At 34.6% G+C, this 26,561-nt stretch carries 25 protein-coding genes; 15 read left to right on the forward strand and 10 right to left on the reverse strand.

Annotation, left to right across the window (positions count from 1 at the left end; all coding sequences use genetic code 11):
* Nucleotides 1–327: a YbaB/EbfC family nucleoid-associated protein gene (locus tag EXIGUO8A_RS14385; protein WP_159303672.1), complete on the reverse strand. Its 327-nt coding sequence runs from the start codon at nt 325–327 to the stop codon at nt 1–3.
* 125 nt (nt 328–452) lie between these two features.
* Here EXIGUO8A_RS14385 and EXIGUO8A_RS14390 point away from each other — a divergent pair, with 125 nt between their 5' ends.
* From EXIGUO8A_RS14390 to EXIGUO8A_RS14400, 3 genes are all read left to right on the forward strand, one after another.
* On the forward strand, nt 453–2,510 hold the full coding sequence (locus EXIGUO8A_RS14390; protein ID WP_159303673.1) for a S9 family peptidase: 2,058 nt from the start codon (nt 453–455) through the stop codon (nt 2,508–2,510).
* Between the two features lie 80 nt (nt 2,511–2,590).
* Nucleotides 2,591–3,631, forward strand: a complete 1,041-nt coding sequence (locus EXIGUO8A_RS14395; RefSeq protein WP_116772232.1) for a PLP-dependent cysteine synthase family protein — start codon at nt 2,591–2,593, stop codon at nt 3,629–3,631.
* A gap of 117 nt (nt 3,632–3,748) precedes the next feature.
* Nucleotides 3,749–5,008 carry an aminotransferase class I/II-fold pyridoxal phosphate-dependent enzyme gene (locus EXIGUO8A_RS14400; protein WP_159303674.1) on the forward strand — a complete coding sequence of 420 codons (1,260 nt, stop codon included), beginning with the start codon at nt 3,749–3,751 and terminating at the stop codon, nt 5,006–5,008.
* A 65-nt stretch (nt 5,009–5,073) separates the two neighbouring features.
* On the opposite strand, the gene EXIGUO8A_RS14405 is transcribed toward EXIGUO8A_RS14400, so the two are convergent.
* Together EXIGUO8A_RS14405 and EXIGUO8A_RS14410 are read right to left on the reverse strand one after the other, a co-directional pair.
* Complete coding sequence (locus tag EXIGUO8A_RS14405; protein ID WP_159303675.1) at nt 5,074–6,192, reverse strand: GTP cyclohydrolase; 1,119 nt, start codon at nt 6,190–6,192, stop codon at nt 5,074–5,076.
* Nucleotides 6,193–6,280: 88 nt separating this feature from the next.
* Nucleotides 6,281–7,366: a transporter gene (locus tag EXIGUO8A_RS14410; protein ID WP_159303676.1), complete on the reverse strand. Its 1,086-nt coding sequence runs from the start codon at nt 7,364–7,366 to the stop codon at nt 6,281–6,283.
* A gap of 86 nt (nt 7,367–7,452) precedes the next feature.
* Here EXIGUO8A_RS14410 and EXIGUO8A_RS14415 point away from each other — a divergent pair, with 86 nt between their 5' ends.
* The 4 genes from EXIGUO8A_RS14415 to EXIGUO8A_RS14430 are packed head-to-tail and all read left to right on the forward strand — an operon-like array spanning nt 7,453 to nt 12,898.
* Nucleotides 7,453–7,707 (forward strand): DUF4834 family protein, encoded by a 255-nt coding sequence (locus EXIGUO8A_RS14415; RefSeq protein ID WP_159303677.1) that lies wholly within the window; start codon nt 7,453–7,455, stop codon nt 7,705–7,707.
* Nucleotides 7,708–7,737: 30 nt separating this feature from the next.
* A complete protein-coding gene (locus EXIGUO8A_RS14420; protein ID WP_159303678.1) occupies nt 7,738–10,173 on the forward strand; it encodes a YfhO family protein in 2,436 nt (811 codons plus the stop codon).
* Nucleotides 10,173–11,444 (forward strand): glycosyltransferase, encoded by a 1,272-nt coding sequence (locus EXIGUO8A_RS14425; protein ID WP_159303679.1) that lies wholly within the window; start codon nt 10,173–10,175, stop codon nt 11,442–11,444. Before EXIGUO8A_RS14420 ends, EXIGUO8A_RS14425 begins: the two co-directional genes overlap by 1 nt.
* A gap of 23 nt (nt 11,445–11,467) precedes the next feature.
* The gene (locus tag EXIGUO8A_RS14430) at nt 11,468–12,898 is read left to right on the forward strand and encodes a lipopolysaccharide biosynthesis protein (RefSeq protein WP_317164610.1); all 1,431 of its coding nucleotides are present in this window, start codon (nt 11,468–11,470) and stop codon (nt 12,896–12,898) included.
* Here the strand turns inward: EXIGUO8A_RS14430 and EXIGUO8A_RS14435 are convergent, their stop codons facing one another.
* The gene (locus tag EXIGUO8A_RS14435; RefSeq protein ID WP_116772240.1) at nt 12,899–13,936 is read right to left on the reverse strand and encodes an AI-2E family transporter; all 1,038 of its coding nucleotides are present in this window, start codon (nt 13,934–13,936) and stop codon (nt 12,899–12,901) included.
* Between the two features lie 139 nt (nt 13,937–14,075).
* Between EXIGUO8A_RS14435 and EXIGUO8A_RS14440 the strand changes: the two genes are divergently transcribed.
* A complete protein-coding gene (locus EXIGUO8A_RS14440) occupies nt 14,076–14,951 on the forward strand; it encodes an RluA family pseudouridine synthase (protein ID WP_159303681.1) in 876 nt (291 codons plus the stop codon).
* A 64-nt stretch (nt 14,952–15,015) separates the two neighbouring features.
* On the opposite strand, the gene EXIGUO8A_RS14445 is transcribed toward EXIGUO8A_RS14440, so the two are convergent.
* Both EXIGUO8A_RS14445 and uvrA read right to left on the reverse strand, forming a co-directional pair.
* Nucleotides 15,016–16,224, reverse strand: a complete 1,209-nt coding sequence (locus EXIGUO8A_RS14445) for a hypothetical protein (protein ID WP_159303682.1) — start codon at nt 16,222–16,224, stop codon at nt 15,016–15,018.
* A 162-nt stretch (nt 16,225–16,386) separates the two neighbouring features.
* Nucleotides 16,387–19,167: an excinuclease ABC subunit UvrA gene (uvrA, locus tag EXIGUO8A_RS14450; protein ID WP_159303683.1), complete on the reverse strand. Its 2,781-nt coding sequence runs from the start codon at nt 19,165–19,167 to the stop codon at nt 16,387–16,389.
* A gap of 244 nt (nt 19,168–19,411) precedes the next feature.
* Between uvrA and EXIGUO8A_RS14455 the strand changes: the two genes are divergently transcribed.
* From EXIGUO8A_RS14455 to EXIGUO8A_RS14470, 4 genes are all read left to right on the forward strand, one after another.
* A complete protein-coding gene (locus tag EXIGUO8A_RS14455; protein WP_116772244.1) occupies nt 19,412–19,993 on the forward strand; it encodes an RNA polymerase sigma factor in 582 nt (193 codons plus the stop codon).
* A 74-nt stretch (nt 19,994–20,067) separates the two neighbouring features.
* A complete protein-coding gene (locus EXIGUO8A_RS14460) occupies nt 20,068–20,211 on the forward strand; it encodes a hypothetical protein (RefSeq protein WP_164674237.1) in 144 nt (47 codons plus the stop codon).
* A gap of 400 nt (nt 20,212–20,611) precedes the next feature.
* Nucleotides 20,612–21,193: an RNA polymerase sigma factor gene (locus tag EXIGUO8A_RS14465; RefSeq protein WP_058103181.1), complete on the forward strand. Its 582-nt coding sequence runs from the start codon at nt 20,612–20,614 to the stop codon at nt 21,191–21,193.
* 71 nt (nt 21,194–21,264) lie between these two features.
* Nucleotides 21,265–21,408, forward strand: coding sequence for a hypothetical protein (locus EXIGUO8A_RS14470; protein WP_164674238.1), 144 nt, complete (start codon nt 21,265–21,267; stop codon nt 21,406–21,408).
* A gap of 15 nt (nt 21,409–21,423) precedes the next feature.
* Here EXIGUO8A_RS14470 and EXIGUO8A_RS14475 read toward each other — a convergent pair whose 3' ends face one another.
* Complete coding sequence (locus tag EXIGUO8A_RS14475) at nt 21,424–22,086, reverse strand: endonuclease III domain-containing protein (protein WP_159303684.1); 663 nt, start codon at nt 22,084–22,086, stop codon at nt 21,424–21,426.
* Between the two features lie 55 nt (nt 22,087–22,141).
* Between EXIGUO8A_RS14475 and bcp the strand changes: the two genes are divergently transcribed.
* The gene (bcp, locus tag EXIGUO8A_RS14480; RefSeq protein WP_116772246.1) at nt 22,142–22,594 is read left to right on the forward strand and encodes a thioredoxin-dependent thiol peroxidase; all 453 of its coding nucleotides are present in this window, start codon (nt 22,142–22,144) and stop codon (nt 22,592–22,594) included.
* Nucleotides 22,595–22,670: 76 nt separating this feature from the next.
* On the opposite strand, the gene EXIGUO8A_RS14485 is transcribed toward bcp, so the two are convergent.
* On the reverse strand, nt 22,671–24,125 hold the full coding sequence (locus EXIGUO8A_RS14485; protein ID WP_116772247.1) for a TonB-dependent receptor: 1,455 nt from the start codon (nt 24,123–24,125) through the stop codon (nt 22,671–22,673).
* 171 nt (nt 24,126–24,296) lie between these two features.
* On the opposite strand from EXIGUO8A_RS14485, the gene EXIGUO8A_RS14490 reads away from it, so the two are divergent.
* The gene (locus EXIGUO8A_RS14490; RefSeq protein ID WP_159303685.1) at nt 24,297–25,073 is read left to right on the forward strand and encodes an MBL fold metallo-hydrolase; all 777 of its coding nucleotides are present in this window, start codon (nt 24,297–24,299) and stop codon (nt 25,071–25,073) included.
* A gap of 2 nt (nt 25,074–25,075) precedes the next feature.
* Entirely contained in the window at nt 25,076–25,570 is a 495-nt protein-coding gene (locus EXIGUO8A_RS14495) for a hydrolase (RefSeq protein ID WP_159303686.1), read from the forward strand.
* Here the strand turns inward: EXIGUO8A_RS14495 and EXIGUO8A_RS14500 are convergent.
* Complete coding sequence (locus EXIGUO8A_RS14500) at nt 25,567–26,226, reverse strand: alpha/beta hydrolase (protein WP_159303687.1); 660 nt, start codon at nt 26,224–26,226, stop codon at nt 25,567–25,569. The two genes, EXIGUO8A_RS14495 and EXIGUO8A_RS14500, sit on opposite strands and share 4 nt — an antisense overlap.
* A gap of 4 nt (nt 26,227–26,230) precedes the next feature.
* Nucleotides 26,231–26,560 carry a hypothetical protein gene (locus tag EXIGUO8A_RS14505; protein WP_116772251.1) on the reverse strand — a complete coding sequence of 110 codons (330 nt, stop codon included), beginning with the start codon at nt 26,558–26,560 and terminating at the stop codon, nt 26,231–26,233.
* Between the last annotated feature and the right edge of the window lies 1 nt (nt 26,561).

Genomic DNA, 26,561 nt, shown 5'->3' on the forward strand with positions numbered 1-26,561 from the left:
TTACTTGAATAACGAATCCATTCCCGGAATATTGGGCATACCGTCTTTTGCAACAGCAGCCAATTCGGTTTCATTTACGTTCGTTGCGTTTTGTATGGCTTTGTTCAAGGTTAGTATTAAATAATCTTCTAGTTGCTCTTTATCTTCTAAAAGACTGTCATCTATTGCTATTTTCTTAATTTCTCTATTTGCAGTTATGGTTACCGAAACCAATTCGTCATTAGACTTTTCTTCAAGAGTAACGGTGTTTAACCTTTTTTTGGTTTCTTCAACTTTTTTTTGGGTTTCTTTGAGTTTTCCCATCATACCCATCATATCTCCGAACATAGTTTTGTTTTTTAATTTTTTGGTAAAAATACTAAAAATAGGAGCATTTCAGTTTTTGGTCATATTAAAACGGGGGTCTATGAATTAGTCTTATTTTTGCCGTCTTATTTTATAATGAAGTTGGTATGAGTATTAAGCATCCGCCAAAGGCGAAAAAAATTCCTAAAGAATTAATTATTCATAATGATGTTAGAATAGACAATTACTATTGGCTTAACGACAAAGAAAACAAGGAGGTATTAGCTTATCTTGAGGCAGAAAATAACTATTACGATGCTATAACAGCGCACACCAAAGATTTTCAAGAAGAATTATTTCAAGAAATGAAAGGTAGGATTAAGGAAGACGATTCTTCTGTGCCTTATAAATTAAATGATTACTGGTATAGTACCCGATATGTTATTGGAGGTGAATATCCCTTATACTCTAGATTCAAGCATGATTTGAGTGCTGAGGAGGAAATTATGTTCAATGGTAATGAAATGGCAAAGGGGCACGATTATTTTAATCTTGGTGGTATTGCCATTAGCCCTAATAATAAATTAGCCGCATTTGGTGTAGATACTGTTTCTAGAAGACAATATACCTTACAGATCAAAAACCTAGAAACGGGTGAAATCTTAGATGATAAAATAGAAAACACTACAGGTGGCGGTGTATGGGCAAATGATAATGAAACTTTGTTTTATACCCGTAAAGACCCTGTTACATTGCGGTCGGATAAAATTTATAAGCATAAACTAGGTACGCCTACTTCTGAAGATGTTTTAATTTTTCATGAACAAGATGATACCTTTAGCACGTTTATTTACAGAACCAAATCGAAGAAATTTTTGGTCATAGGATCGTTTAGCACCTTAACATCAGAATTTCAGATATTATCTACGGATAATCCTGATGGGGAGTTTGAAGTATTTTCTCCTAGAGAACGTGGTTTGGAATATACTATTTTCCATTATGCAGATAGTTTTTACATTCTTACCAATAAGGATAAAGCAGAGAATTTTAAGTTAATGCGAACTGCAGAAAATCAAACTTCATCAGAGCATTGGCAAGAATTTATAGCACATCGTAAAGAAGTATTGCTAGAGGACGTTGATATTTTTAAGGAATATTATGTACTCTCTGAGCGTGAAAACGGATTGAATAAAATTAGGATTGTGAGATGGGATGGCGCAGAGGAATACTATCTGCCTTTCCAAAGTGAAACATATACTGCCTATGTAGGGAACAATCCTGATTTTGATACTGAAATACTAAGGTATTCCTATAATTCTATGTCGACGCCCAGTTCCGTAATAGATTTTAATATGCGAACGAAGGGCAAAGTCATCAAAAAAGAACAAACGGTACTTGGTGGCTTGTTCAATAAAGAGAATTATACAGAAGTTCGTCTATGGGCTACCGCTAGAGATGGTGTAAAGATACCTATGTCGGTAGTGCATAGAAAAGATACAGATTTAAATGAAGATACTCCCATATTACAATATGCATACGGGTCTTATGGTTCAACTATTGACCCGTACTTTTCTACTGTAAGGTTAAGCTTGTTAGACCGTGGTTTTGTGTTTGTTATTGCCCATATAAGAGGAGGCGAGTACCTTGGTCGTAATTGGTACGAAAACGGTAAATTATTACAAAAGAAAAATACTTTTACCGATTTTATAGATTGCTCCAAATTTTTGATTGAACAGAAAATGACCAGTGCCAAGCATTTGTATGCCATGGGTGGTTCTGCCGGTGGTTTGCTAATGGGGGCGGTTATAAACATGCAGCCGGATATTTATAATGGTGTTATAGCAGCCGTGCCATTTGTTGATGTGGTTACGACAATGTTAGATGATTCTATTCCTTTGACTACAGGTGAGTATGACGAATGGGGTAACCCTAATGATAAGGTGTATTATGAGTATATGAAATCATATTCCCCTTATGATAATGTGGTTGCACAAGAGTATCCGAACATGTTGGTGACAACAGGTTTACATGATTCGCAAGTGCAGTATTTTGAACCTGCAAAGTGGGTTGCTAAGTTGCGAGAGTTAAAGAAAGACGACCACCAATTACTATTGAATACCAATATGAATGCTGGTCATGGCGGTGCTTCAGGTAGATTTGAGTCGTTAAGGGAAGTTGCTAAAGAATATGCATTTCTTTTAGATTTAGAAGGAAAAATCACATAGTTGAAAAAAAATGGTACTTTTGCCTCAGAAATTTTAAGAAATTTCTTTTAATAAAATAACTAAACATTGATATCCCCCTTATGAAAAATGAGATCAGGGCTTACAACAATATTTTAGAACTAGTTGGTAATACTCCATTAGTTAAGTTAAATAGAATAGCAGAAAATCTTACTGGTAATTTTTACGCCAAGGTAGAAGCGTTCAATCCGGGTCACTCTTCTAAAGATAGAATTGCGATTCATATTATTGAGCAGGCAGAAAAGGCAGGTATACTTACCGAAGGTAGTACTGTAATAGAAACAACTTCTGGAAACACTGGTTTTAGTATTGCAATGGCAAGTATCATAAAAGGGTACGATTGTATACTGGCGGTAAGTTCCAAGTCTTCTCCAGATAAAATAGACATGTTGCGCTCAATGGGTGCGAAAGTATATGTTTGTCCGGCTCACGTAAGTGCAGATGATCCTAGGTCATATTACGAAGTGGCTAAGAGATTACATAAAGAAACAAAAGGTTCCATATACATTAATCAGTATTTTAATAAACTGAATATGGAAGCGCACTATAAATCTACTGGTCCAGAGATTTGGGAGCAAACCGGTGGGCAAATAACACATTTGGTTGCTTGCAGTGGTACTGGAGGTACTATTTCTGGTACTGCTCGTTTTTTAAAAGAGCAAAACCCGAACATTAAAGTTATAGGTGTTGATGCTTTCGGTTCGGTATTAAAAAAGTATCATGAAACCGGTGAGCTTGATACTAATGAAATCTATCCATATAGAATAGAAGGTTTAGGTAAAAACTTAATTCCTGGTGCTACTGATTTTAGTACAATTGATGAGTTTATAAAGGTTACCGATGCAGAAAGTGCGCATACGGCTAGAGAAATCTCAAGAACAGAAGGAATTTTTGTTGGGTATACTAGTGGTGCAGTTATGCAGGCTATTAAGCAATTAAATGAATTAAATACATTTGACAAGAACAGTAATGTTGTGTGTATTTTCCCTGATCACGGTTCTCGTTATATGAGTAAAATATATAGTGACCAGTGGATGGAAGATCAAGGTTTCTTGAATACCAATACTGTTGAAGAGACACAAGAAATACAATACGTAAAGTAAAGAGAAGCTATATAAAATTTATAAAAAGTGGGTCTTTGACCCACTTTTTTGCATAATAAATAATTTATGAATCTTTATCAATTTTTTTTACTTTTGCAGACAGATCCAAATTAAACAATGAAAGACTTATTTGATAGAATTTTAGCTAATAAAGGCCCTTTAGGTAAATGGGCTTCACAAGCAGAGGGATACTTTGTTTTCCCTAAATTGGAAGGTCCTATTTCTAATAGAATGAAATTTCAAGGTAAAGATGTTATTACTTGGAGTATCAATGACTATTTAGGGTTAGCGAATCTTCCTGAGATTAAGAAGGTAGATGGAGAGGCTGCAGCTGAATATGGTTCTGCATACCCTATGGGTGCAAGAATGATGAGTGGGCATACAGAATTTCATGAGCAATTGGAGCGCGAATGTGCTGCCTTTGTACAAAAAGAAGCTTCTTATTTGCTGAATTTTGGTTACCAAGGCTTTATGTCTGTAATCGACGCTCTTGTAACCAAAGATGATATTATCGTTTATGATGTTGACTGTCATGCTTGTATTATCGATGGTGTACGTTTGCATATGGGTAAGCGTTTTACCTTCGTGCATAATAATGCAGAAAGCTTAGAAAAGAATTTGGAACGTGCCACTAAATTGGCCGAGCAAACCGGAGGAGGTATTTTAGTGATATCCGAAGGTGTTTTTGGTATGCGTGGTGAGCAAGGTATCTTAAAGGAAATCGTTGCTTTAAAAGAAAAATTCAAGTTTAGATTATTGGTCGACGATGCACATGGTTTTGGAACTTTAGGTGAAACCGGTGGTGGTGCAGGGCAAGAGCAAGGTGTACAAGATGGTATAGACGTTTATTTGGCAACTTTTGCTAAGTCTATGGCCAGTATTGGTGCATTTGTTGCTGCAGACCAAGAAATCATTGATTATTTAAAATATAATTTACGTTCGCAAATGTTCGCTAAATCATTGCCAATGGTTTATGTAAAGGGAGCATTAAAACGTTTGGATATGTTACGTACCCAACCAGAGCTTAAAGCTAAACTTTGGGAAAACGTAAATGCATTACAAAACGGATTAAAAGAAAAAGGTTTCGATATTGGTACAACTACAAGTTGTGTTACACCGGTATACCTTAACGGTAGTATTCCAGAAGCAATGGCTTTAGTGAAGGATTTACGTGAAAATCACGGAATTTTCTGTTCTATCGTAGTGTATCCTGTAATACCGAAAGGATTGATTCTTTTACGTTTAATACCAACTGCTACGCATACGTTGCAAGATGTTGAAGAAACATTAGCGGCATTTTCAGCTATTAGAGAGCGCTTGCAAAATGGTACTTATAAAAGATTGTCTGCTGCTGTTGCGGCTGCAATGGGCGAGTAGTCCAATTAAGTTATTCATAAAAAAAAGCCCGGAACCAAATTTGGTTCCGGGCTTTTTTTGTTTTGTTAAAGTGGTTTTCTATATGTTCTTCTGCGCTTATAGATCACAGGGTCAAAATGTTTCCACATTTGTTTTATAGCAATGTTCTCTTCTAATTCTGGAGTTCTGTAGCACATATCGATCCCTTTTTCTTTGAAGGTTTTGTAGTATTCGTTAAAAATGACCGCGGTAACGCCTTTGTTTTGGTACTCAGGTAAAATGCCTATCAAATAGAAAATAACGTCTTTACTATTTTTCTTGGCTTTTAATAAATGGTATAATCCGAATGGAAACAACTTACCTTTTGCTTTTTGCAAGGCTTCTGAAAATGAAGGCATAACAATGGCGAAGGCTACCAGTTTATCTTCCTTGTCCTTTATGAATTTTATATACTCGGGATTTATAAAACTTATATACTTCTTTTTAAAGTAAGCTTTTTGAATTTCGGTAATAGGTACAAAAGATGAAAGGTTGGCATAGGTTTCATTGAACAAGTCGAACATTTCATCTGCCAATGGCATTACTTCTTTGGTCTTGGTGAAATTAACTTCTTTAAGACCATATCTTCTTTTTACAAGGTCGTTCAGCTTTGTAAATAGTGCAGGGTCTGCATTACCTGCCGGAAACTTATTTTCCATGTACTCTTTTTCCTTTACAAACCCAAGATTCTCATAATGATCTTTGTAATAAGGGTGATTGTACCAAGTAATCATAGTACCAATATGATCAAACCCTTCAACAAGTACACCAACTTTGTCCAAATTTGAAAAACCAACCGGACCTTCCATATATTCTAACTGATGTTGTTTTCCTATTTCGGCAACTTTGTCTAAAAGAGCTTTTGATACCTCAGGATTGTCCACAAAATCAAACCAGCCAAAACGCATTTTCTTTACGTTCTGTTGATCAACCTCTAAGTGATTTACAATTGCGGCTACACGACCTACTATTTTGTCACCATCCATGGCGAGGAAAAACCATGCCTCAGCATCTTTAAAAACAGGGTTTTTTTCTTTATCAAAACTTTCAAGTTCGTCATTGATAATGGGTGGTACCCAATATTTGTTGTTTTTATATAACGAAAAAGGAAAAGTTACAAAACGCTTCAGGTCTTGCTTTGATTTGGCTTCATGTATCGTAATCATCGAACTTCTTTAGAAGTGTCAATATTAGTGATATTAATCTATATTCTAAAGTGGTTTAGACTGAAATATTGAAGAGAAAGATATAGTTTTAGAAGTCGATCTCGCTACTTTCTTTCTTTTTCTTTTTTTCTGCTTTCTTTAGTTTTTTCAGCTGTTTTTTAGTGGGACCAAGGTCAATGTCTTCCGCACCGCTGCCTTTTTTCTTTTTCTCCTTCTTTTTCTTTTTCATGGCTTTCTTATCTATGGCTCCACCATTTTGATCAGCTTCTTGATCTTCGATCGGTTTTAGGCTATCCTTATGAAAATCCATTCGGTAAGATGCACCAATACCAAAGAAAATACGTGTAGGTGTGTTTTTTAAACTAGCGCCCATATTAAAGTCCAGTTGAAGATTCTCTTTTAATAAATGGGCAATACCACCACGAATCAATAAATCTGAATAACGGTCGCTATCTATGCCTTGGTGCTCAACAAAAACACTCCATTTAGGATTTCTAAATGCGTGAGATAATGATATTGTATAACTTAATTCTGGGTCATCGGTACTTATACGGTCGTATGCCGTGTTTGTTATTAAAACAAACCTAGGTGTTAATCTACTTTGTGTAGCTATCATACCACGATAAGAAATTGTAGGTTCTCCAATGTAGAAAGGATTGTCTCCTAAAACAAAATTTGCACCTCCATATAAGGAAACTGCCGGTAATAAATTCTTGAATTGAAATTTGTGATTGGCTCTCCAACTATACAAATTTGGTTTATTGGCTTCAGGATTCTTAAAGGGGTCATAGATTAAATATTTTAAGCCTATTCTATTTCTGGAAAAATCTCTTCGTTTACCTTCTAGGTCAAAGTTCAAAAAAGTGATTTTTTGATCCTGGAAAGTACCCTCGTAATTAAGTTCTAACGCTTCAAATAATAGTCCATATCGTAAAGAAGTATCTGTGCCCCAAATATTCGATTCTGTATTTAAAAGTGTGTGATCTTTTTGCTCGTAAAACAATCCCATCTCGGCTTGTACTACATTTTTTCCTACGGCATAAGCGCTTACCGAAACACCTGGTCGGTTAGAATTTATTACATCGGTATACTGAGAATAACCGGTTAACGGTAATAATAAAAGTAAAGCCAATACGTATTGATATGATTTAGAGTAGGCAAAAAGACTATTCATGAACACGATTTTATATATATTTTAATAATATGATTCTACATATACAACGTGATAATTGTATTTTTGATATATATAAGCAGTAATAAATGGCTTTTTTAAAAACTATATTAATTATTCTTTTGGTGTATTACCTTCTAAAAATTTTAGCAAGGTTATTTGCGCCAAAAATTTTGAGTTACGCAGCAAAGAAAACAGAATCTCATTTTAGGCAAGCTTTTGATAATCAACACCCATATAACGAACAAGAAGAAGAGAGTGTAATTATCAATAAAAAACCCACTCGAAAAAAGAAGGATTCGGAAAAAGTAGGTGAATACATTGATTTTGAAGAGCTAGACTAGTTATCTTTGTCTAAACACTACTTTTAGAAAATGAAGCAAGGTCTAAAATTCTTTTTCATCAATTTTTTTGTTGTCGTATTTTTCATCATCGCCGCCTTGGCTTACTTTAGTCCGGTTCTGCAGGGTAAGGTTATGTACCAGCACGATATTGCCCAATATACGGGTATGGCTAAGGAGCAGAATGATTTCCGCAAGGCCAACGATCAAGAACCATACTGGACCAATAGTGCATTTGGTGGTATGCCAACTTACCAATTAGGTGCCAATTATCCACATAACTACATTAAGAAATTAGATCGGTTAATTCGATTTTTACCAAGACCTGCAGATTATCTTTTTCTATATTTTATTGGCTTTTACATTTTATTATGCTGTTTAAAAGTAGATTATAGATTAGCCATTGTTGGTGCATTGGCTTTTGGTTTTTCTACCTATTTGATTATCATTTTAGGCGCTGGGCATAATGCCAAGGCTCATGCAATGGCGTACTTACCTATGCTTTTAGGTGGTATTGTTTTGGTGTTCAGAAAAAAATATCTCTGGGGATTTGTGTTGACCGCCTTGGCCATGGCTTTAGAAATTACGGCTAACCACTATCAAATGACCTATTATTTTATGTTGCTTGTGTTGGTGTTAGGAGTTGTTTATTTGGTATATGCTATCAAGGATAAAAAATTAAAACACTTTTTTGCTTCATTAGGAATTTTGCTTGTCGCTGTAACCTTAGGTATTGCCGCAAATGCAACGGGATTAATGGCAACAAAGGAATATGCCGACTGGAGTACACGTGGTAAAAGCGAACTGACCATAAACCCAGACGGTTCACTTAAAGAAGATACGGGCGGTTTAAGTAAAGCCTATATTACCAATTGGAGTTACGGTATTGCCGAATCATTGAACTTATTTGTTCCACGTCTTTTTGGTGGTGCGAGTCAAGAGAATTTAGGAGAAAATTCAAAAACATATAATTACTTAATCGATAAAGGTTTGCAAAGGTCAAGTGCCTTGGATTTTGTAAGCGGATTACCTTTGTATTGGGGAGAACAGCCTGGCACTTCTGGACCTGCATATTTAGGAGCTGTCGTATTTTTCTTGTTTGTATTAGGGTTGTTTTTGGTAAAAGGAAAACACAAATGGTGGTTACTTTTCGGTTCTTTACTTTCCTTAATACTCTCTTGGGGTAAGAACTTTAGTGCTTTGACCGATTTTATGATAGATTACTTTCCGTTATACGATAAGTTTAGAGCGGTATCTTCCATACAGATCATTTTAGAACTTTGTGTGCCTGTTTTGGCAATTTTGGCTTTAAAGAAATTGTTTAAGGACAAGGTTCCACAAGCTGATAAAATTAAATCTTTAACCCTAGCGGCCGCTACTATTTTAGGGTTGGGAGTCGTGTTGTTCATATTCAAGGGATCCTTTCATTTTGTAGGTGCTGCCGATGATAATTTGAGAATGACAGGGTTGGAGGAATTACCAGAAATGCTTCGATTGGATCGTAAAAGTGTTTACACTAGCGATTTGTTACGTTCATTAGGTTTTGCATTAGGTACGGCATTGTTAATTTGGTTGTATTTGAAAGAGAAATTAAAAATGAATTTCTTGATTATTGCAATTGGAGTTCTAGTGGTGGTCGATTTGGTTGGGGTCGATTTGCGATATGTTAACAATGACAACTTTGTATCTAAGCGTAAAATGCTAGAACCATTTCAAGAAACAACAGCAGATAAAATTATTGCAAAAGATGACGGTGTTTTCCGTGTTTTTGATCAAACAGACGGTTTTGATTCCGCAAAAACGGCTTATTTCCATCAAAGTATAACAGGGTATCACGCAGCAAAACCTGCAGGTATGCAAGACTTGTTTAATTTTCATGTGTACAATGGCAATTTGTCTGTCTTGAACATGATGAACATCAAATACGTTATCAGGCAAGATCAAGAAGGAAATGTCTTTCCGATTGAAAACCCTAATGCAAATGGTAATGCTTGGTTTATTTCTCAATTAGAACCTGTGGCTAATGCAGATGCTGAAATAATGGCTTTAGATAGTTTAGATACTAAGAATGTAGCCGTTGTTAATTCTTCTAAGTTTTCTGATATTTATCCATTGACTTATCAAGTAGATTCTACGGCTTCAATCTCTTTAATTGATTACGAACCCAATCATTTAACGTATATGTCTAAAAATAGCAATGAAGGAGTAGCTGTTTTTTCAGAGATGTATTACAAAAATGGATGGAATGCTTATATCGACGGAAAAGAAAGTGATTACTTCAAAGTTGATTATGTATTAAGAGCATTAAAAATTCCTTCAGGAGAACATAAAATTGAATTTAAGTTTGAACCAGAAGTAGTGGCTACAGGAAGTAAAATTACTTTGGCAAGTACCATTTTGCTAGGGTTGGTAATCATTGGTGGCTTAGGTTTTACCTTTTGGAGGTCGAAAAAAGAAGAGGAAGCATAATGAGGAAGGTGCTGGTCATTACCTATTATTGGCCACCCGCTGGCGGACCGGGAGTACAACGTTGGCTCAAATTTGTAAAATATCTCAAAGATTTTGGTGTTGAACCCGTTCTTTATATCCCTGAGAACCCACATTACCCAATGCTAGATGAGTCCTTCGCTAACGATGTGCCAAAAGATATAAAGATTTATAAGCATAAAATAAAGGAGCCGTACCGTATTGCATCACTTTTTTCAAGTAAGAAAACCAAAAGTATAAGCTCGGGAATTATTCAATCTAAAAATCAGTCTTTCATTGAAAAAATTCTGTTGTGGGTACGTGGTAATTTGTTTATACCAGATGCTAGAAAATTTTGGGTAAAGCCATCGGTCAATTACCTTAAAGATGTTCTGGATAAAGAGGGAATCGATACTATTATTACTACAGGTCCTCCACATAGCGTGCATTTAATTGGGTATTATTTGAAGCAATCAATGACTTTAAATTGGCTTGCCGATTTTCGTGATCCATGGACCACAATTGGTTATCATAAAAAGTTGAAACTTACCACATCCGCTGAAAAAAAACATAAGAAATTAGAGGCAGATGTTTTAAATGCGGCCAATAAAATTATTGTTACCAGTAATACAACAAAAGAAGAATTTAAACGGATAACAAACAAACCCATTCAAGTGATTACAAATGGGTTTGATTGTGAAGTGGTTAATGCAAAACAGTTAGATTCAAGGTTCACTATTTCTCATATTGGCTCATTATTAAGTGGTAGAAACCCTATTAAATTGTGGGAGGTCTTGGCCGAGTTGGTTCAGGAAAATCAAGATTTTAAAAAAGCTTTAATGTTGCAGTTTATTGGGGTGGTCAGTGATGAGATACTGGCAACAATAACAGAAGTAGGATTACAGGACTATATAGAAGTAGTAGGCTATGTCTCTCATCAAAAAGCTTTGGAATATCAGAAAGCATCACAAGTTTTATTGTTGGTGGAAATAGATTCACAAGATACTATTGGAATTATACCTGGTAAACTATTTGAATATATGGCGGCTAAGCGACCCTTATTGGGTGTGGGACCACGAGATTGGGAGGTTGCAGGCATTGTAAAGGAAACAAATACTGGCTCAATATTTAACCATTCTGACGATATTGCTTTAAAAAATGTACTTTTAAGTTGGTTTGAAAATTACCGAAAAGGAGAATTGATGATAACTTCTAGCAATATTGAGCAATATAGTAGAAGGGAACTCACCAGAAAATTGGCCGAATATATTTAATGGGTATCGTACTTAAACAATCTTTGAACAATACAATTGTAACCTATATCGGTTTTGCAATTGGGGCGGCCAATACCTTGTTTTTGTACACCAATTTTATGCAACCCAGTAATTATGGTCTAATACAGGTTATATTGTCTGTGTCTGCTGTATTAATGCCCATTTTGGCATTTGGGGTGCCTAATAGTTTGGTGAAGTTTTATTCTAGTTTTAAGAATGAAAAAAGTCAAGATTCATTTTTGACTCTTATGCTGGTATTACCGTTGGTATTGATTATTCCGGTTGCTTTAATTAGCTATGTTGCCAATGATGCGATTGGTAGTTTACTTTCTCGACAAAATGATGTGGTTAAAGATTATGTTTGGCATATTTTTTTGGCCGGTATGGCAATGTCTTATTTTGAGGTCTTTTATGCTTGGGCACGAATACAGATGAAATCTATGTTCGGTAACTTTATGAAAGAGATATTTTGTAGGGTGGGGCAAACCATTTTATTGATTCTGCTATGGTTCAAAGTAATTGAAATCGATTTTTTTATTAATGCTTTGGTAGGGTTTTATTTAGCACGTGCCTTAATAATGAAGCTATACTCCTTTAGCTTAAGAGCCCCAAGATTAGATTTTAAACTACCTGATAATTGGAAAAATATAGTAAGATATAGTGCCTTAATAATTCTTGGAGGATCAACTGCAATTGTTTTATTAGAGATAGATAAGGTAATGTTGAATAATTATCTTGAACTTGAAAATGTGGCATTCTACGCAGTGGCTGGTTTTATAGCATCAACCATAGCCGTGCCATCTAAAGCAATGCATCAAATTACATATCCATTAACGGCAACATATCTAAATAATAAAGATATGGCTGCACTTTCACAGTTATATCAAAAAAGTTCGTTGACGTTGTTCATTGTATCTGGAATTCTATTTCTATTGATTCTTTTAAACCTTAATGAGCTTTACGAATTTTTGCCCGAAAAATATTCTGGTGGTTTTATGATTGTATTTTGGGTGGGTTTGGCAAAGGTGTTCGATGCAATTTTGGGAAATAATAATTCTATTCTGTTCAATTCGGACTACTACACATCTATTTTATTATTTGGGGTTTTGTTGGCAGTTCTTGCCATCTTATTTAATCTTTGGTTAATTCCTAATTTTGGAATAGATGGGGCGGCCATAGCTAGTTTTAGTGCCTTTTTCGTGTACAATACATTAAAGCTTGGCTACGTAAAGTCAAAATTTAAAATTCAACCTTTTACTAATGAAACAGTAAAGGTGTTGGGTTTGTTGATAGTTATAGGGATTGTTTTTTCTACATTCTCATTTTCTTTTCATCCGTTGGTGAACATAGTTTTGAAAAGCATTTTAATGATATTGGTTTATGTTACGTTACTGTATCGTTTTAAAATATCTGAAGATGTTTATGGGTTTATGAACAAGTATCTAAAGCGTTGATTACATTCTATTTTCTTCTTGTTTACTTGATTTTTGAATACCGTATTGCTGCTTGTATATCTTAACAATGATGAGGAATAAATTAATGATAAGCGGACCAAATATTAATCCTACGAATCCAAATAACGGAATACCTATTAACACCCCAATTAGTGTGATTAACGGGTGAGTGCTATCAAGTGATTTCAAAACAAAAAGTCGAATGAGGTTGTCTGTCATGCCCACTACTAAAATTCCATAAATCAATATTCCCCAAGCTTGAAACTCATCGCCGCTTGCTAAACTCAATACAAAAACAGGGAATATGCCTACAAAGGTGCCTATAAACGGAATCATAGAACCAATTGTCACTATCACAAACCAAAATAACGGATTGTCCACGCCAAAAATATAGAATCCGATGAGCGCTATTATACCTTGGGCTAAAGCAACTAGCGGAATAGCTATAGCATTTGAACGTACTACGTTGTCAATTTCCTTACCTAAGGTTACCAGGTTTTTATTACTTAAAGGAATATATTCAAGCAATGAATCTTTGAGCTGTTTGGGGCTTTTAAGCATGTAGTACAGTAGAAATAACAAGATTCCCAGAGATATAAATACATTGAATGTACCACTTGCAAAACCTTGCATATTATCCGTTAACCAACCCGATGCCTGTTTGGGGTCAATGGTAGATGAGACATCATAATCTATATATTTCTCTACTTGAAATAATTGATCTTTAAAAGCTTTGGTTACCTGCTCAGACTTATCTGCTAAATTTCCCAGTTCCGAACTCAGCATGAATCCTGCTCCGGTCAAAGGGATAAATATACCAATGAAAGCTATGAATATGAGCAGTATGGCCGCCCACATTCTTTTAACTCCTTTATTAATCAATTTTAGCATCCATTTTCTAAGCACTACGTAAAGCGTGAGTGCACCCAAGACTCCAGAAATATAAGGAAGCATGTATTTGATGATCAATCCACCTAAAAAAATAATAAGAGACAATATAATGAGTTGCCTAAGAACCTTGTGATTAATTTTTTTCATTGCGGTTGTTGAAGATGGATTGTTAAGTGGGTGAAAATTAAACTTATATATGTAGCTTGGTTAACTCACATACGTATTTTAGTAGTCCTAAAGTATTTTTAGCTATAACTGATGAAACCTAGTTAACTTTGTGGCTGCAATGACTTTAAAACAAACACATATAGTTGAAGAAATTTCCTGTCCAATGAGGTTGCAGGAGTATGGAGTAGGGGTGTTTCAACAAATTGCAACCAAATCGGCTTTAAAAAAAGCGCTCAAAAAAAGTCTGATAACAGTTAATGGGCAAATAGCTAATTCGGCTACCGTAATTAAAGGTGGTGAAAGAATAGAGTACCAGTTTACTTCTGATCAAAGAACAAAAACACGACTTGTTCTTAAATTAGATGTGGTTTATGAAGATGAGTATTTGGCTGTTATCAACAAACCAGCGGGCATTTTGGTAAGTGGTAACGGTTTCAAGACGGTAGCTAATGCATTGGTTCAGAATCTAAACCCTAGTAAAGCGGCAGATGCGGTTAGTCCTCAACCAGTACATCGTTTGGATTATGCAACTACCGGTTTACTTTTAGTAGGTAAAACCAGTAGTGTTATCACCGAACTAAATCGGTTATTTGAATATAAAAAAATAGCTAAAGAATATAATGCCGTTACCATTGGTGCAATGCAACCTGAAGGTAGTATTGAATTGAAAATCGATGATAAACCTGCTAGTTCAACTTTTAAGGTTATGGCATCGGTAGTATCAGAAAGATTTTCATTTTTAAATTTGGTAGCACTGAGTCCACATACTGGTCGAAGGCATCAACTTAGAAAACACCTATTATCTATTGGTCATCCAATTTTAGGGGACGCTACCTATTATTTAGATGGTTTGCAGTTAAAAGGAAAGGGAATGTATTTACACGCAAGTAAACTTCAGTTCATACATCCTATTACACATGAGGAAATGAATATATCTTCTAGTCTACCAAAGAAGTTTATCAAATTATTTCCAGAAATGTATTTTGAGCAATAAAAAAAGCGCCGCAATGAATGAATTCAATACGGCGCTTTACAACTAACCAACCTAAAAACTTATCTTAATTTCTTCTGCTACTTCTAGTTGCTGAACTAGTTCTAGAGCTTGAGCTTCTAGAAGGAGCTTTACTTACTGTTCTTGAACTAGAGCTTCTACTTACCGTACTTCTAGAAGGACTCTTGGTCGCTTTTCTAGTAACAGTGCTACGTTGTGTTCTTGTAGCAGTAGCGGTTCTAGTATTTGCACTTCTGCTAACCGGCTTCTTGTACGTTGTTGTACTTCTTTTTACGGTTGTACTTCTTGGTGTACGTGATACCTCTCTTTTAGTTACGGTTCTACTAGGTGTGCTACGGTTTATCGTAGAGCTTGTACTTCTTTTAACCGTACCGTTTTGAGAAGTTCTGGTAACAGTTCTGTTTTGTACGGTTCTACCACTATTGGTATTACTACGTTTTACAGTTGTCGATCTGTTAACCGTTGAATTTCTATTGTTTCTTGACGTATTATTAGAAGCTACTGTTCTACTTATTCTTAAACCATTATCTCTTTTGGCTACAGTTCTATTACTTCTATATGTATTGTTTCTTACTGCAACACGCTTATCATTTCTATATATGTTAGTTCTATTATTTCTTACTTTATTATATCTATACTGCTTACCAACATTTACGTAAGCCCTTCTAAAATTATTTCTGTAAGGTCTATAGTAAGAATATCTTACTGGTGTATAATATCTTCTATATGGACTATTGAATACCAAACTAAAACCAATTGCAGGTCTTACAAACCATCTATGGAAAGGACGGTAAACGTAGTTTCTGTTGTATACATTTATGTACCCGGTATGGTAATCATAAAAACCACGGTTGTTATAATATACATACATACCACCTATATTACGCACTCTGTTATTTCTATAGTTGATATCAACATCACCAATTTGACTTACACGACCATAATAATCGTAGTAGATAGGCACGTTTTCTACTTGAATAACTGCACCATAATCATCATATTGAGCATATGGGCTATAGTCATAACCTGAGTTGAATGTAACTCCGTTCTTACTACCTGTTACTTGGTTTTCGATATAAAAATCGAATTCACCATCTGGGTAAACAGAAAAAGTTATTCCGTTTTCTATAAAAATAAATGAGTTGTCATATCTATAAGAATTGCTGGTTGCAACCTTATCTTCGCTAATACCTGAAGCGAAAACACCTGTGGTGCTAAAAATCATCGCTGTAAAAAGGAGTACTAAGTTCTTCATAATATAAGGTTTAAGTCTGCCCCTTAGGCAGTTGTTCTAAATGTAATTATTTACATTCCCTTAGTACATTACAAACAGCGTGCCAAAAAATAAAACCATTGATTATAGTGCTGATAATCAATGGTTTAAAATATATTTGAATACTTTGTTTTTTGAGTAAAATTAATTTATTTTCTCTTTTAGGTAGTTTGCTGTGTACGATTTTTTACTCTTTACAACCTCTTCTGGAGTACCTTCGGCTAATAATTGTCCACCATTTTCTCCACCACCCGGTCCAAGATCAATGATGTAGTCTGCACATTTTATTAAGTCGATATTATGTTCAATGACTACAATAGAATGTCCTTTCTTTATTAATGCATTAAAGGACTTTAATAATTTTTGAATATCGTGAAAATGTAAACCCGTTGTTGGTTCGTCAAAAATGAAAAGTGCCTTTTCTTTAGTGCTTCCTTTAATTAAGAAAGAAGCCAGTTTAATACGTTGAGCCTCACCACCGGATAGGGTAGAAGATGATTGCCCTAAAGTTACATAGCCTAAACCTACATCTTGTAAAGGTTTTAATTTGGTTACAATTTTGGTTTGCTCTCCGGTTTCAAAAAACTGAATAGCATCATCAATAGTCATATTAAGTACATCGTCAATGTTGGCATTATTGAAGGTTACTTCCAATACTTCTTTTTTAAACCGTTTACCGCCACAAGTTTCACATTCTAAATGCACATCTGCCATAAACTGCATTTCTACGGTAATTTCACCTTCTCCTTTACATTTCTCACATCTTCCTCCATCAACATTAAATGAAAAATGCTTTGCCTGGTAGTTTCTTATTTTGCTCAGTTTTTGACCGGCATACAAGCTTCTAATATCGTCGTATGCTTTTATATAGGTTACAGGATTAGAGCGTGAAGACCTACCAATGGGGTTTTGGTCTACAAATTCTACATGCTTAATATGTTTAAATTTACCTTCAACGGATGTATGCTGACCTGCTTTTTCTCCATAACCACCGGTTTCTTTTAATACAATAGGATACAGCAGTTTCTTCACCAAAGTACTTTTTCCACTACCGGATACTCCCGTAACCACCGTAAGCATATCTAATGGAAAAGTTACATTGATATTCTTTAGGTTGTGTTCGCGCACGCCATTTATCGTAATATGGTTTTTAGAAGTTCTACGTTCCTTGGGAACTTTGATTTCCATTTTACCATTTAAATACTGTGCTGTGAGCGATTTTGATTTAAGTATTTCACCAAGAGTGCCTTGAGCTACTACTTCACCGCCGTGTGTACCGGCTTCCGGACCTATATCAATAACCACATCTGCAGCTTTCATGATATCCTCATCATGTTCCACAACAATTACGGTATTCCCTAGATTACGTAACGAGAGCAAGACTTCAATTAAATTTTCAGTATCTCGTGGATGCAAACCTATACTAGGTTCATCTAATATGTACATGGATCCTACCAAACTACTACCTAATGAAGTTGCCAAATTTATTCGCTGACTTTCCCCACCTGATAAGGTATTGGATTTTCTGTTAATGGTAAGGTAATTTAATCCTACCTTATCCAAAAAACCTAAACGAGTGTTTATTTCAACCAAAAGCCTTGACGCAATTGTAGCATCATTTTCATTCAGCTCAAGTTCATTAAAGAAGGTTATTAATTTTTCTATGGACAAACCAACTAAAGACGAAATAGAGGCTCCCCCAACTTTTACATAATCCGTTTCCGGTCGTAAACGTTTTCCATTACAGACATTACATTTGGTTTTTCCTCTATATCTAGAGAGCATTACCCTATTCTGAATTTTATAGCTTTTTTCTTCTAACATTCCGAAGAACTTATGAAGTCCTATAAAATGGGCATTTCCGTCCCATACCAGTTGTTTTTGCTCTTCAGAAAGCTCAAACCATGGTTTGTGAATAGGAAAATCATATTTATAGGCCGAGTTGACCAGTTGATCTCTGTAAAAACTCATGCTTTCTCCTCTCCATGGGAAAATTGCATTTTCGTAAACGGATAATGCCGTATTCGGTACAACTAAATCTTCATCGATACCAATAACATCTCCGTAACCTTCACATTTAGGACAGGCACCATACGGATTGTTAAAGCTAAAAAGGTGAACATTTGGTTCTAAAAATGTCATGCCATCTAGCTCAAACTTATTGCTGAAAAGTGTTTGTTCGCCATCTGCCAATTCCTCAATCATACATTCGCCTTTACCTTCAAAAAAGGCAGTATCCACGGCATTTGCCAGGCGATTATAAAAATCCTCGTCGTCTTTGGTAATGATCCTGTCAATTACTAGATCAAATTGCTTACCAATATCTTCGGGTGCTTGGTCAATGCGAATTACCTTATCGTTATACTTAATACGTGCATAACCTTGTTTTGAAAATAACTCCAAAGATTTTAGGGCATCTCTATCTTCCCGAATGGTAATAGGTGCCAGTAGTAATAACTTTGTGCCCTCATCATAGCTTTTTACATGATCTACAACATCGGTTACGGTATGTTTTTTTACTTCCTTGCCAGAAATAGGGGAAAAAGTCTTGCCTATACGTGCGTATAATAGTTTTATATAATCATATATCTCAGTTGTGGTGCCCACCGTTGACCTTGGGTTGGTAGAGTTCACTTTTTGCTCAATAGCAATTGCGGGGGCTATACCTTTAATATAATCTACTTTTGGTTTATCTAGCTTGCCCAAAAATTGTCGGGCATAAGAAGATAAACTTTCTACATAGCGTCTTTGACCTTCAGCATACAGTGTGTCAAAAGCTAGACTAGATTTACCAGAACCAGATAAACCGGTAATGACAACCAGCTTATTTCTAGGTATTACAACATCTATATCTTTTAAGTTGTGCAGTTTAGCACCCTTAATTATAATGTTCTCTTTCGGATTTACTTCGGCAAGTGTGGGCATAAAAATATCTAAGATTACAAAGATACACTTTGCCTTTTTTCTGAACTAAAAAATGCCGCTTATCTAAATTTATCGGAAGAAATTTTCACATTATTATAAGAGTATTTATTTTTTTATATCTTTGGAATCTCATTATAATTCAATTCGCCTATAACGCAACATTACTTTTAAAAGTTAGAATTTAACCATTAGACCCTTATTCTTTTTGAATTTGGGGCTGCATTTTAACCCTACAAGTAACGTTATGGTAGTACAAGTTGAAGATTCCCAATTAGTAAAACAATACATTCTAGGTGACGAAAAAGCTATTGAAGCTTTGATCAACCGTCACAATTCTCGCTTAACCGGCTTTATCTATTCTAAAGTAGGTGACCGCGAATTGACCGAAGATATTTTTCAAGATACATTTATGAAAGTTATACGTACCCTTAAAAGAGGTGCTTATAATGAAGAAGGTAAATTTTTACCTTGGGTAATGCGTATAGCTCATAATTTGGTCATTGACCATTTTAGAAAGCATAATAGAATGCCTATGTACAATAGTAAGGAAAGCTATAATATCTTTTCTTTATTAGGTGATGATAGGTTAAATGCAGAAAAGCAATTGATAAAGGAACAAATTGACACTGATCTTTTAAGAATGATCAAAGAACTTCCTGAAGATCAACAAGAGGTTCTAGAGATGCGTATATATAAGGATATGAGCTTTAAGGAAATTTCCGATAATACTGGCGTGAGTATTAATACCGCTTTAGGCAGAATGCGTTACGCTTTAATCAACTTAAGAAAGCTTGTGGAAGCTAATAATATAGTTTTAACGAATTAATTGGTCTTAGGTCGAGTGGATCTACTATCTTCATGTATGTGTCGTTCTTTAGATGAACCTAAACAACATATAGCATGGAAAAAATATACACAAAGAACCAGAGTAACACTAAAGAGGTAAAAGCTAAACCAGAAACAATTCAGTTTTTACTATCTTATTCTAAGTCTTTGAATATTACCGAAGCAGATGGATTACAGTTCGAGACGAATTTAAACTAAGAACAATCTTACATTATATATGAACCCTTAAGTAATTGCTTAAGGGTTTTTTTATGCCTAAATCTTAAAACCTTTTAAAAACTCAGTTTATTGAGAATATTTTTCTTGTAGGACAAGAATTTATTATCACTCCTTATATATATGTATTCCATTGTATTGCAATACTTATGGGCAATTATCACATTTGCTGCTTTCTTACAATTTACCCGCCGAACTATGCTAAATACTATTTATTGTATGGAAATATACTTTTTCGATGTTTCACATCAAAAAAACGCGGTTTGACAACATACTTTTTCCTACAGCCCCCCTTTTCTATAGTTTTATATCAGAAATAAAAAACAAACCAATTAACTAAAAAGATTTTCCCAATCTTAACCAATTAAAGAAAGTAACTCGTATGAAACTACAAATTGAAGACTCAGAATTAGTTAAGGATTATATCAATGGTAACGAAGGTGCCCTTGAAATTTTAATTAACAGACACAATCAACGTATTACTAGTTTTATCTATTCTAAGGTTTTAGATAGGGATATCACAGAAGACATTTTTCAAGATACTTTTATTAAAGTAATCAAAACTTTAAAAAGAGGTAAGTATAGTGAAGAAGGTAAATTTTTGCCATGGGTAATGAGAATTTCACATAACCTTATTATTGATCACTTTAGAAGAAACAAGAGAATGCCAATGTTTGAAGGTAGCGATGACTTTAATATTTTCTCTGTAATTGGAGATGATAAGTTGAACGCCGAAAAACAATTGATAAAAAATCAAATAGATACTGATCTTAGACAATTGGTTGAAGAGTTACCAGATGATCAAAAAGAAGTACTTTTAATGCGTATCTATAAAGATATGAGCTTTAAGGAAATATCTGAAAATACGGGTGTTAGCATAAATACTGCTCTTGGTAGAATGCGTTATGCGTTAATCAACCTTAGAAAAATCATAGAAAAAAATAACATTGTTCTTACCAATTAATATGGAGTAGAAATTAAATAAACAATATTTCCAAATTTGCTGCGTTATTTTATTGTAACAACGTAGGAAGTATGGAAAAAATTTACTCAGATTACCAAGAACAGACCGGATTTAACAAAGTATGTCCTAAAACAATCAATTTCTTATTGAGCTATTCACAAGCGCTCTATGAGTTTGAATACGAAGATTTAGAATTCGAAACATTTTTGAATTAATAAAAAAACCCGCAATTAGCGGGTTTTTTTATTTTTATAGTAGTCGTTAAGTACTGTTTTTCTTCCAATGGTCTTTGTAATGATATCTTTTTCAAGATCCCATCCTCTAGCTGGTGAGTATTCTCTACCATACCAAATAATTTGTAAATGAAGATCGTTCCATATTTCTTTTGGAAATAATCTTTTGGCATCCTTTTCTGTTTGTACCACATTTTTACCGTTGGTAAACCCCCACCTGTATAGCAACCTATGTATATGGGTGTCTACGGGAAAAGCGGGTATACCAAATGCTTGAGATATTACCACACTGGCCGTTTTATGGCCAACTGCCGGTAATTCTTCTAAATCTGGCAAATTCTGGGGTACTTCACCATTATGTTTGTCTATCAATATTTTAGATAAACCATGAATACCTTTGGCTTTCATAGGAGACAAACCTACGGGTTTTATAATTTCCCTAATCTCATCTACACTTAGCTTAACCATGTCATATGGGTTGTCTGCCTTGGCAAAAAGTAATGGGGTAATTTTGTTGACCCTTACATCTGTACTCTGTGCCGACATCAATACGGCAATTAATAATGTATATGGGTCTTTATGGTCTAAAGGAACAGGAATTTCAGGATATAACTCTTGTAAAGTATCAATTGTAAAAGCTATTTTTTCGGCTTTCGTCATTAATTGTTTAATTTTGATTGAAAATATTTAAACACAAATTTAAAAAATATCATAGATGAATACATTAAAAGTTGGTGATAAAGTACCATCGTTTTCTGCAAAAGATCAAGATGGAAATACGGTCAATTTAACAGACTTTAAAGGGAAAAAATTAATCGTATTTTTCTATCCAAAAGCAAGTACACCAGGTTGTACTGCAGAAGCTTGCAATTTAAGGGATAATTATGCTGAATTACAAGCTCAAGGATATGAACTTTTGGGTGTAAGCGCAGATTCTGAAAAAAGACAGACCAATTTTAGAAATAAATATGAGTTTCCTTTTCCTTTATTGGCAGATGAAGATCATACGGTAATCAATGCATTTGGTGTGTGGGGATTGAAGAAATTTATGGGGCGTGAGTACGATGGTATTCATAGAAAAACCTTTGTAATTGATGGTGATGGTATTGTTACGAAAGTGATTGATAAGGTAAAAACAAAAGACCACGCAGCTCAGTTATTAGATTGATTGTCAATATTTATAAATAAATAAAAAGCCCACTACTAGTGGGCTTTTATACTTTGTATGAGTATTGTTTAGAAACTTATTTTGTTTCTTGTTCTTCAGTTTTTCTAGTGAACAATTGTTTTTGCTTTATAATTTCCGCAATGCCTTCAGGTAACATTTCTTCCCAACCATCTTCATTGTTCATAAGCTTTTTAAGAACATCCCTAGAGAAAATATGCATAACATCTGGTTCGTAATCTATAATGTCCATAACCTTTCCATTGTATTTAAAGAACTTGTACAATTCTTTCATACGTGGGTGTACCTTAACATTGTTACTTGTCATGATCTGCCCGGTATCTGGGTTTTTCATTGGGTACAAGTATACCTGTAAATCCTTAAAGAATAATTTACCAAAAGCTTCAAGTATACCACCACTTAAATGGCGGTAATATTTCTCATCGAATATATCTACCAGGTTGTTTACACCCATGGTAAGACCAATTCTGTTCTTGGTATAATTGTTAAAATATTCTACTAATTTATAATACTCTTGAAATTTAGAGATCATTACAGAATGACCTAGAGAACACAGTAATTCTGCTCTGTCCATAAAGTCTTGCTCGTCAATTTCACCAGAAGCTTTTAGGTTTGAAAGTGTTATTTCAAAAATTACAATAGTATTGTTTTGATCAACACCTTTATCTCTAATAAAAATGTCATATGACTTTTCAAACATGTCTAAATTGACCTTGGTAACGGGTCTAAAACTACCACGTAAAGCCAATATGTTCTTTTTGTAAAGAACGGCGGCAGGTAAAAGGTTATTACCATCTGGACCGAACATTACGGCATCTGTCATATCATTTTTAATAAGCTGTAAGCTCATTAAACGATTATCTACCTCTTTAAAATTTGGTCCGGAGAAATTGATCATGTCAATTTCCAATATATCTTTATCTATATGGTCATATAGATATTTCAACATTTTCTTTGGTTTATGATATTTGTAAAAAGCACCATAAATTAAGTTAACGCCCAGTATACCCAACGTTTCTTGTTGTAATCTTGCTTCGTTCTGCTTAAAACGAATATGAAGAATGATCTCGTCGAATTCTTTTTGATTAGGGTCTAATTGGTACCTAATTCCTACCCATCCATGACCTTTGTAACGCTTTGAAAAATCTATGGTCGCTACTGTATTTGCATATGAGAAAAACAATCTTTCAGGGTGGTTTTCTCTACTAATACGCTCTTCCATTAACTGCATTTCGTAATCCAGCATGGTTTTTAATCTTGCTTGGGTTACATAGCGTCCATCAGATTCTATGCCGTAAATAGCATCACTAAAATCTTTATCATAAGCACTCATTGCCTTGGCAATGGTGCCAGATGCACCACCGGACCTAAAGAAATGACGGGCAGTTTCTTGCCCGGCGCCAATTTCTGCAAAAGTTCCGTAGATATCCGGATTTAAATTTATTCTTAAGGTTTTTGCCTTTATAGAGGGAATATTTTCAAAAACACTATCTCTTTTTAATACCGATGCCATTTTGTTAGCTGTTTAACTTTTAACAAAGTTATAAAGAATGGTTGTGACAACGAGCAATAGCCGTGAAAAATTGGAAGAAGTTTTGGTAATTGTTTTAATTGCCTTTCATTTCTGTCAATCTATTTAAATTCCATCATCAATTTTATTAAAAAGGAATTAAATTTGTAGCACATGACCAATGAATTAAGTGTTACTTTTTTAGGAACGGGAACTTCTCAAGGTATTCCAATTATTGGCAGTACGCATCCTGTTTGTTTGAGTAGTAATCAAAAAGATAAAAGACTTCGGGTTTCGGTATTACTTTCATGGAAAGAATATAACTATGTTATTGATTGTGGTCCAGATTTTAGGCAACAAATGCTGAAGCAGAACGTAACTCGACTTGACGGTATTTTGTATACTCATGAGCATTCTGATCATACTGCCGGTTTAGATGATATTCGCCCCTATTTTTTTAGACAGGGTAATATTCCGCTGTATGCACATAGTAGGGTAGTGGCCTCTTTAAAGAAAAGATTTGACTACATTTTTGTGGAAAAAGATAAATACCCTGGGGCACCCACTGTTGATATTCATTTGGTAAATAATAATCACCCATTTACAATTGGCGATAGGTTGGTAACACCCATTAATGTTATGCATAATAAAGTGCAGGTTTTTGGGTATAGAATAGGCGATTTTACCTATTTAACGGATGTTAAAACTATAGCGCCAGAAGAATTGGAAAAAATTAAAGGTTCTAAAGTGGTAGTGGTAAACGCATTACGACAAGAGCCTCATATTTCACATTTTAATCTAGAAGAGGCTCTGGACTTTATTGAATTAATTAAACCAGAAAAAGCATATTTAACACACATAAGTCACTTACTTGGTTTTCATAATGAGGTAGAAAAATCTTTACCTAATAATGTACATTTGGCTTATGATAATTTAAAAATTACCATTTAACTATGAAGAGCAAAATATTTCTTTACCTGTTTTTATTTGTATCATTAATTTGTCTGTACTTATTTGTAAGTAGTAATAACATAGTAAAAGCCGGATCGGAGAAAATTTTAAAATTGGAGGACCAAGTGGAACTTTTAAAAGATTCTGTACAGAAATCTTCTTTAAAAGTATTGGATATGCAGTACTTTTCATTGGAAAATAATGATGACGCCTTAGCTTATTTTGATCATTTAAATTTGGAAAATCCTGCTGGCTATATCGCTGATAAATTATTAGAAACCAATGCGCAAAAGGGTGATAATCCTTTAGTGCCTTATGAAGGCATGCAAAACGATTTTAAAATCAATAAAATAAAAGTTCTTAACCATAGATGGATATTGACCGATTTTTCCGATGGAAAATATTGGGGAGAACTATTGATTAGATATGAGCTAAAAGATGATCTTGGTGTAGACTTTACTCTAGTTGATCACTTGTTATATACCCGTAGCAATTAGAGTTTAGTAGAAATCCATTTTTGTAGCGAATAAAAATTTTGCGGTGCTACACCATGCCCAGCGGGAAATTCTTCAAAAACATGTTTTATATTTAATTTCTCTAATAATACAGGAGCTTTTCGTGCCCATTCTATTGGGATAACCTGATCCATGTCTCCATGAGAACAATAAAAGTTAAGATGTTCAAAATTGTTCTCTTTATAGGTTTTTACGAGAATATTTTCATTGATATAACCACTTAAAGCAATAATGTTATTAACCTTTTCGGGGTATGACAAAGCCACGGCATAACTAAGTATGGTACCTTGACTAAACCCTAAAAGGCTCACATTGTTTTCATCTAAGCCATAGGTAGAACAAGCTTCATCAATAAAGCTTTTTATTTTATCACGAGATTCATTGGCTTGATCGTCATCGCTCCATTTTCCTTTGTCATTATCAAAATTTATGGCATACCATGCATAACCGTAGGGTTGTAAAACGTAAGGTGCTCGCACGGATATTATACATAATTCCTCAGGTAATTCAGACGCAAAAGAGAATAAATCTTCTTCATTGCTACAGTAACCGTGCAGCATAAAAAGTACAGGTGGTTTTTTATCGGTAAGACTAGAGGGTCTAATAATATGTTCTAAGGATAGGGGGGCTGTTGTCATGATATTAATTGATAAAAGTGAACCATTTTTGGAAATAGGGCCCCAAAACGGGAACCGATTGTTCTTTGTTTGCCAATGCGCCTATAAAGCCATAAAACCAAAGTACAATATAGAATATGTAAAGACCATAAAAGCCATAAACATTGCCCCATTGCGCATTTAATAGCGCAAAAGCAATAAAAATTAGGTGAAGTCCGAAAGCTTGTCTTGTATGAAACCGAGCGAATTTGTGCTGTGGTTCGGCATTCATGGAAAGGGCAATTAAAGCCCCTACAATTGTTAGGTAGGCTACAATAGCCGTAGTTTTTCCAGGTATGTTAGAATTTTTTTCCACT

Origin of the sequence: Maribacter litoralis, assembly GCF_902506355.1 — a bacterium.
In the GTDB taxonomy this organism is placed as follows: domain Bacteria; phylum Bacteroidota; class Bacteroidia; order Flavobacteriales; family Flavobacteriaceae; genus Maribacter; species Maribacter litoralis.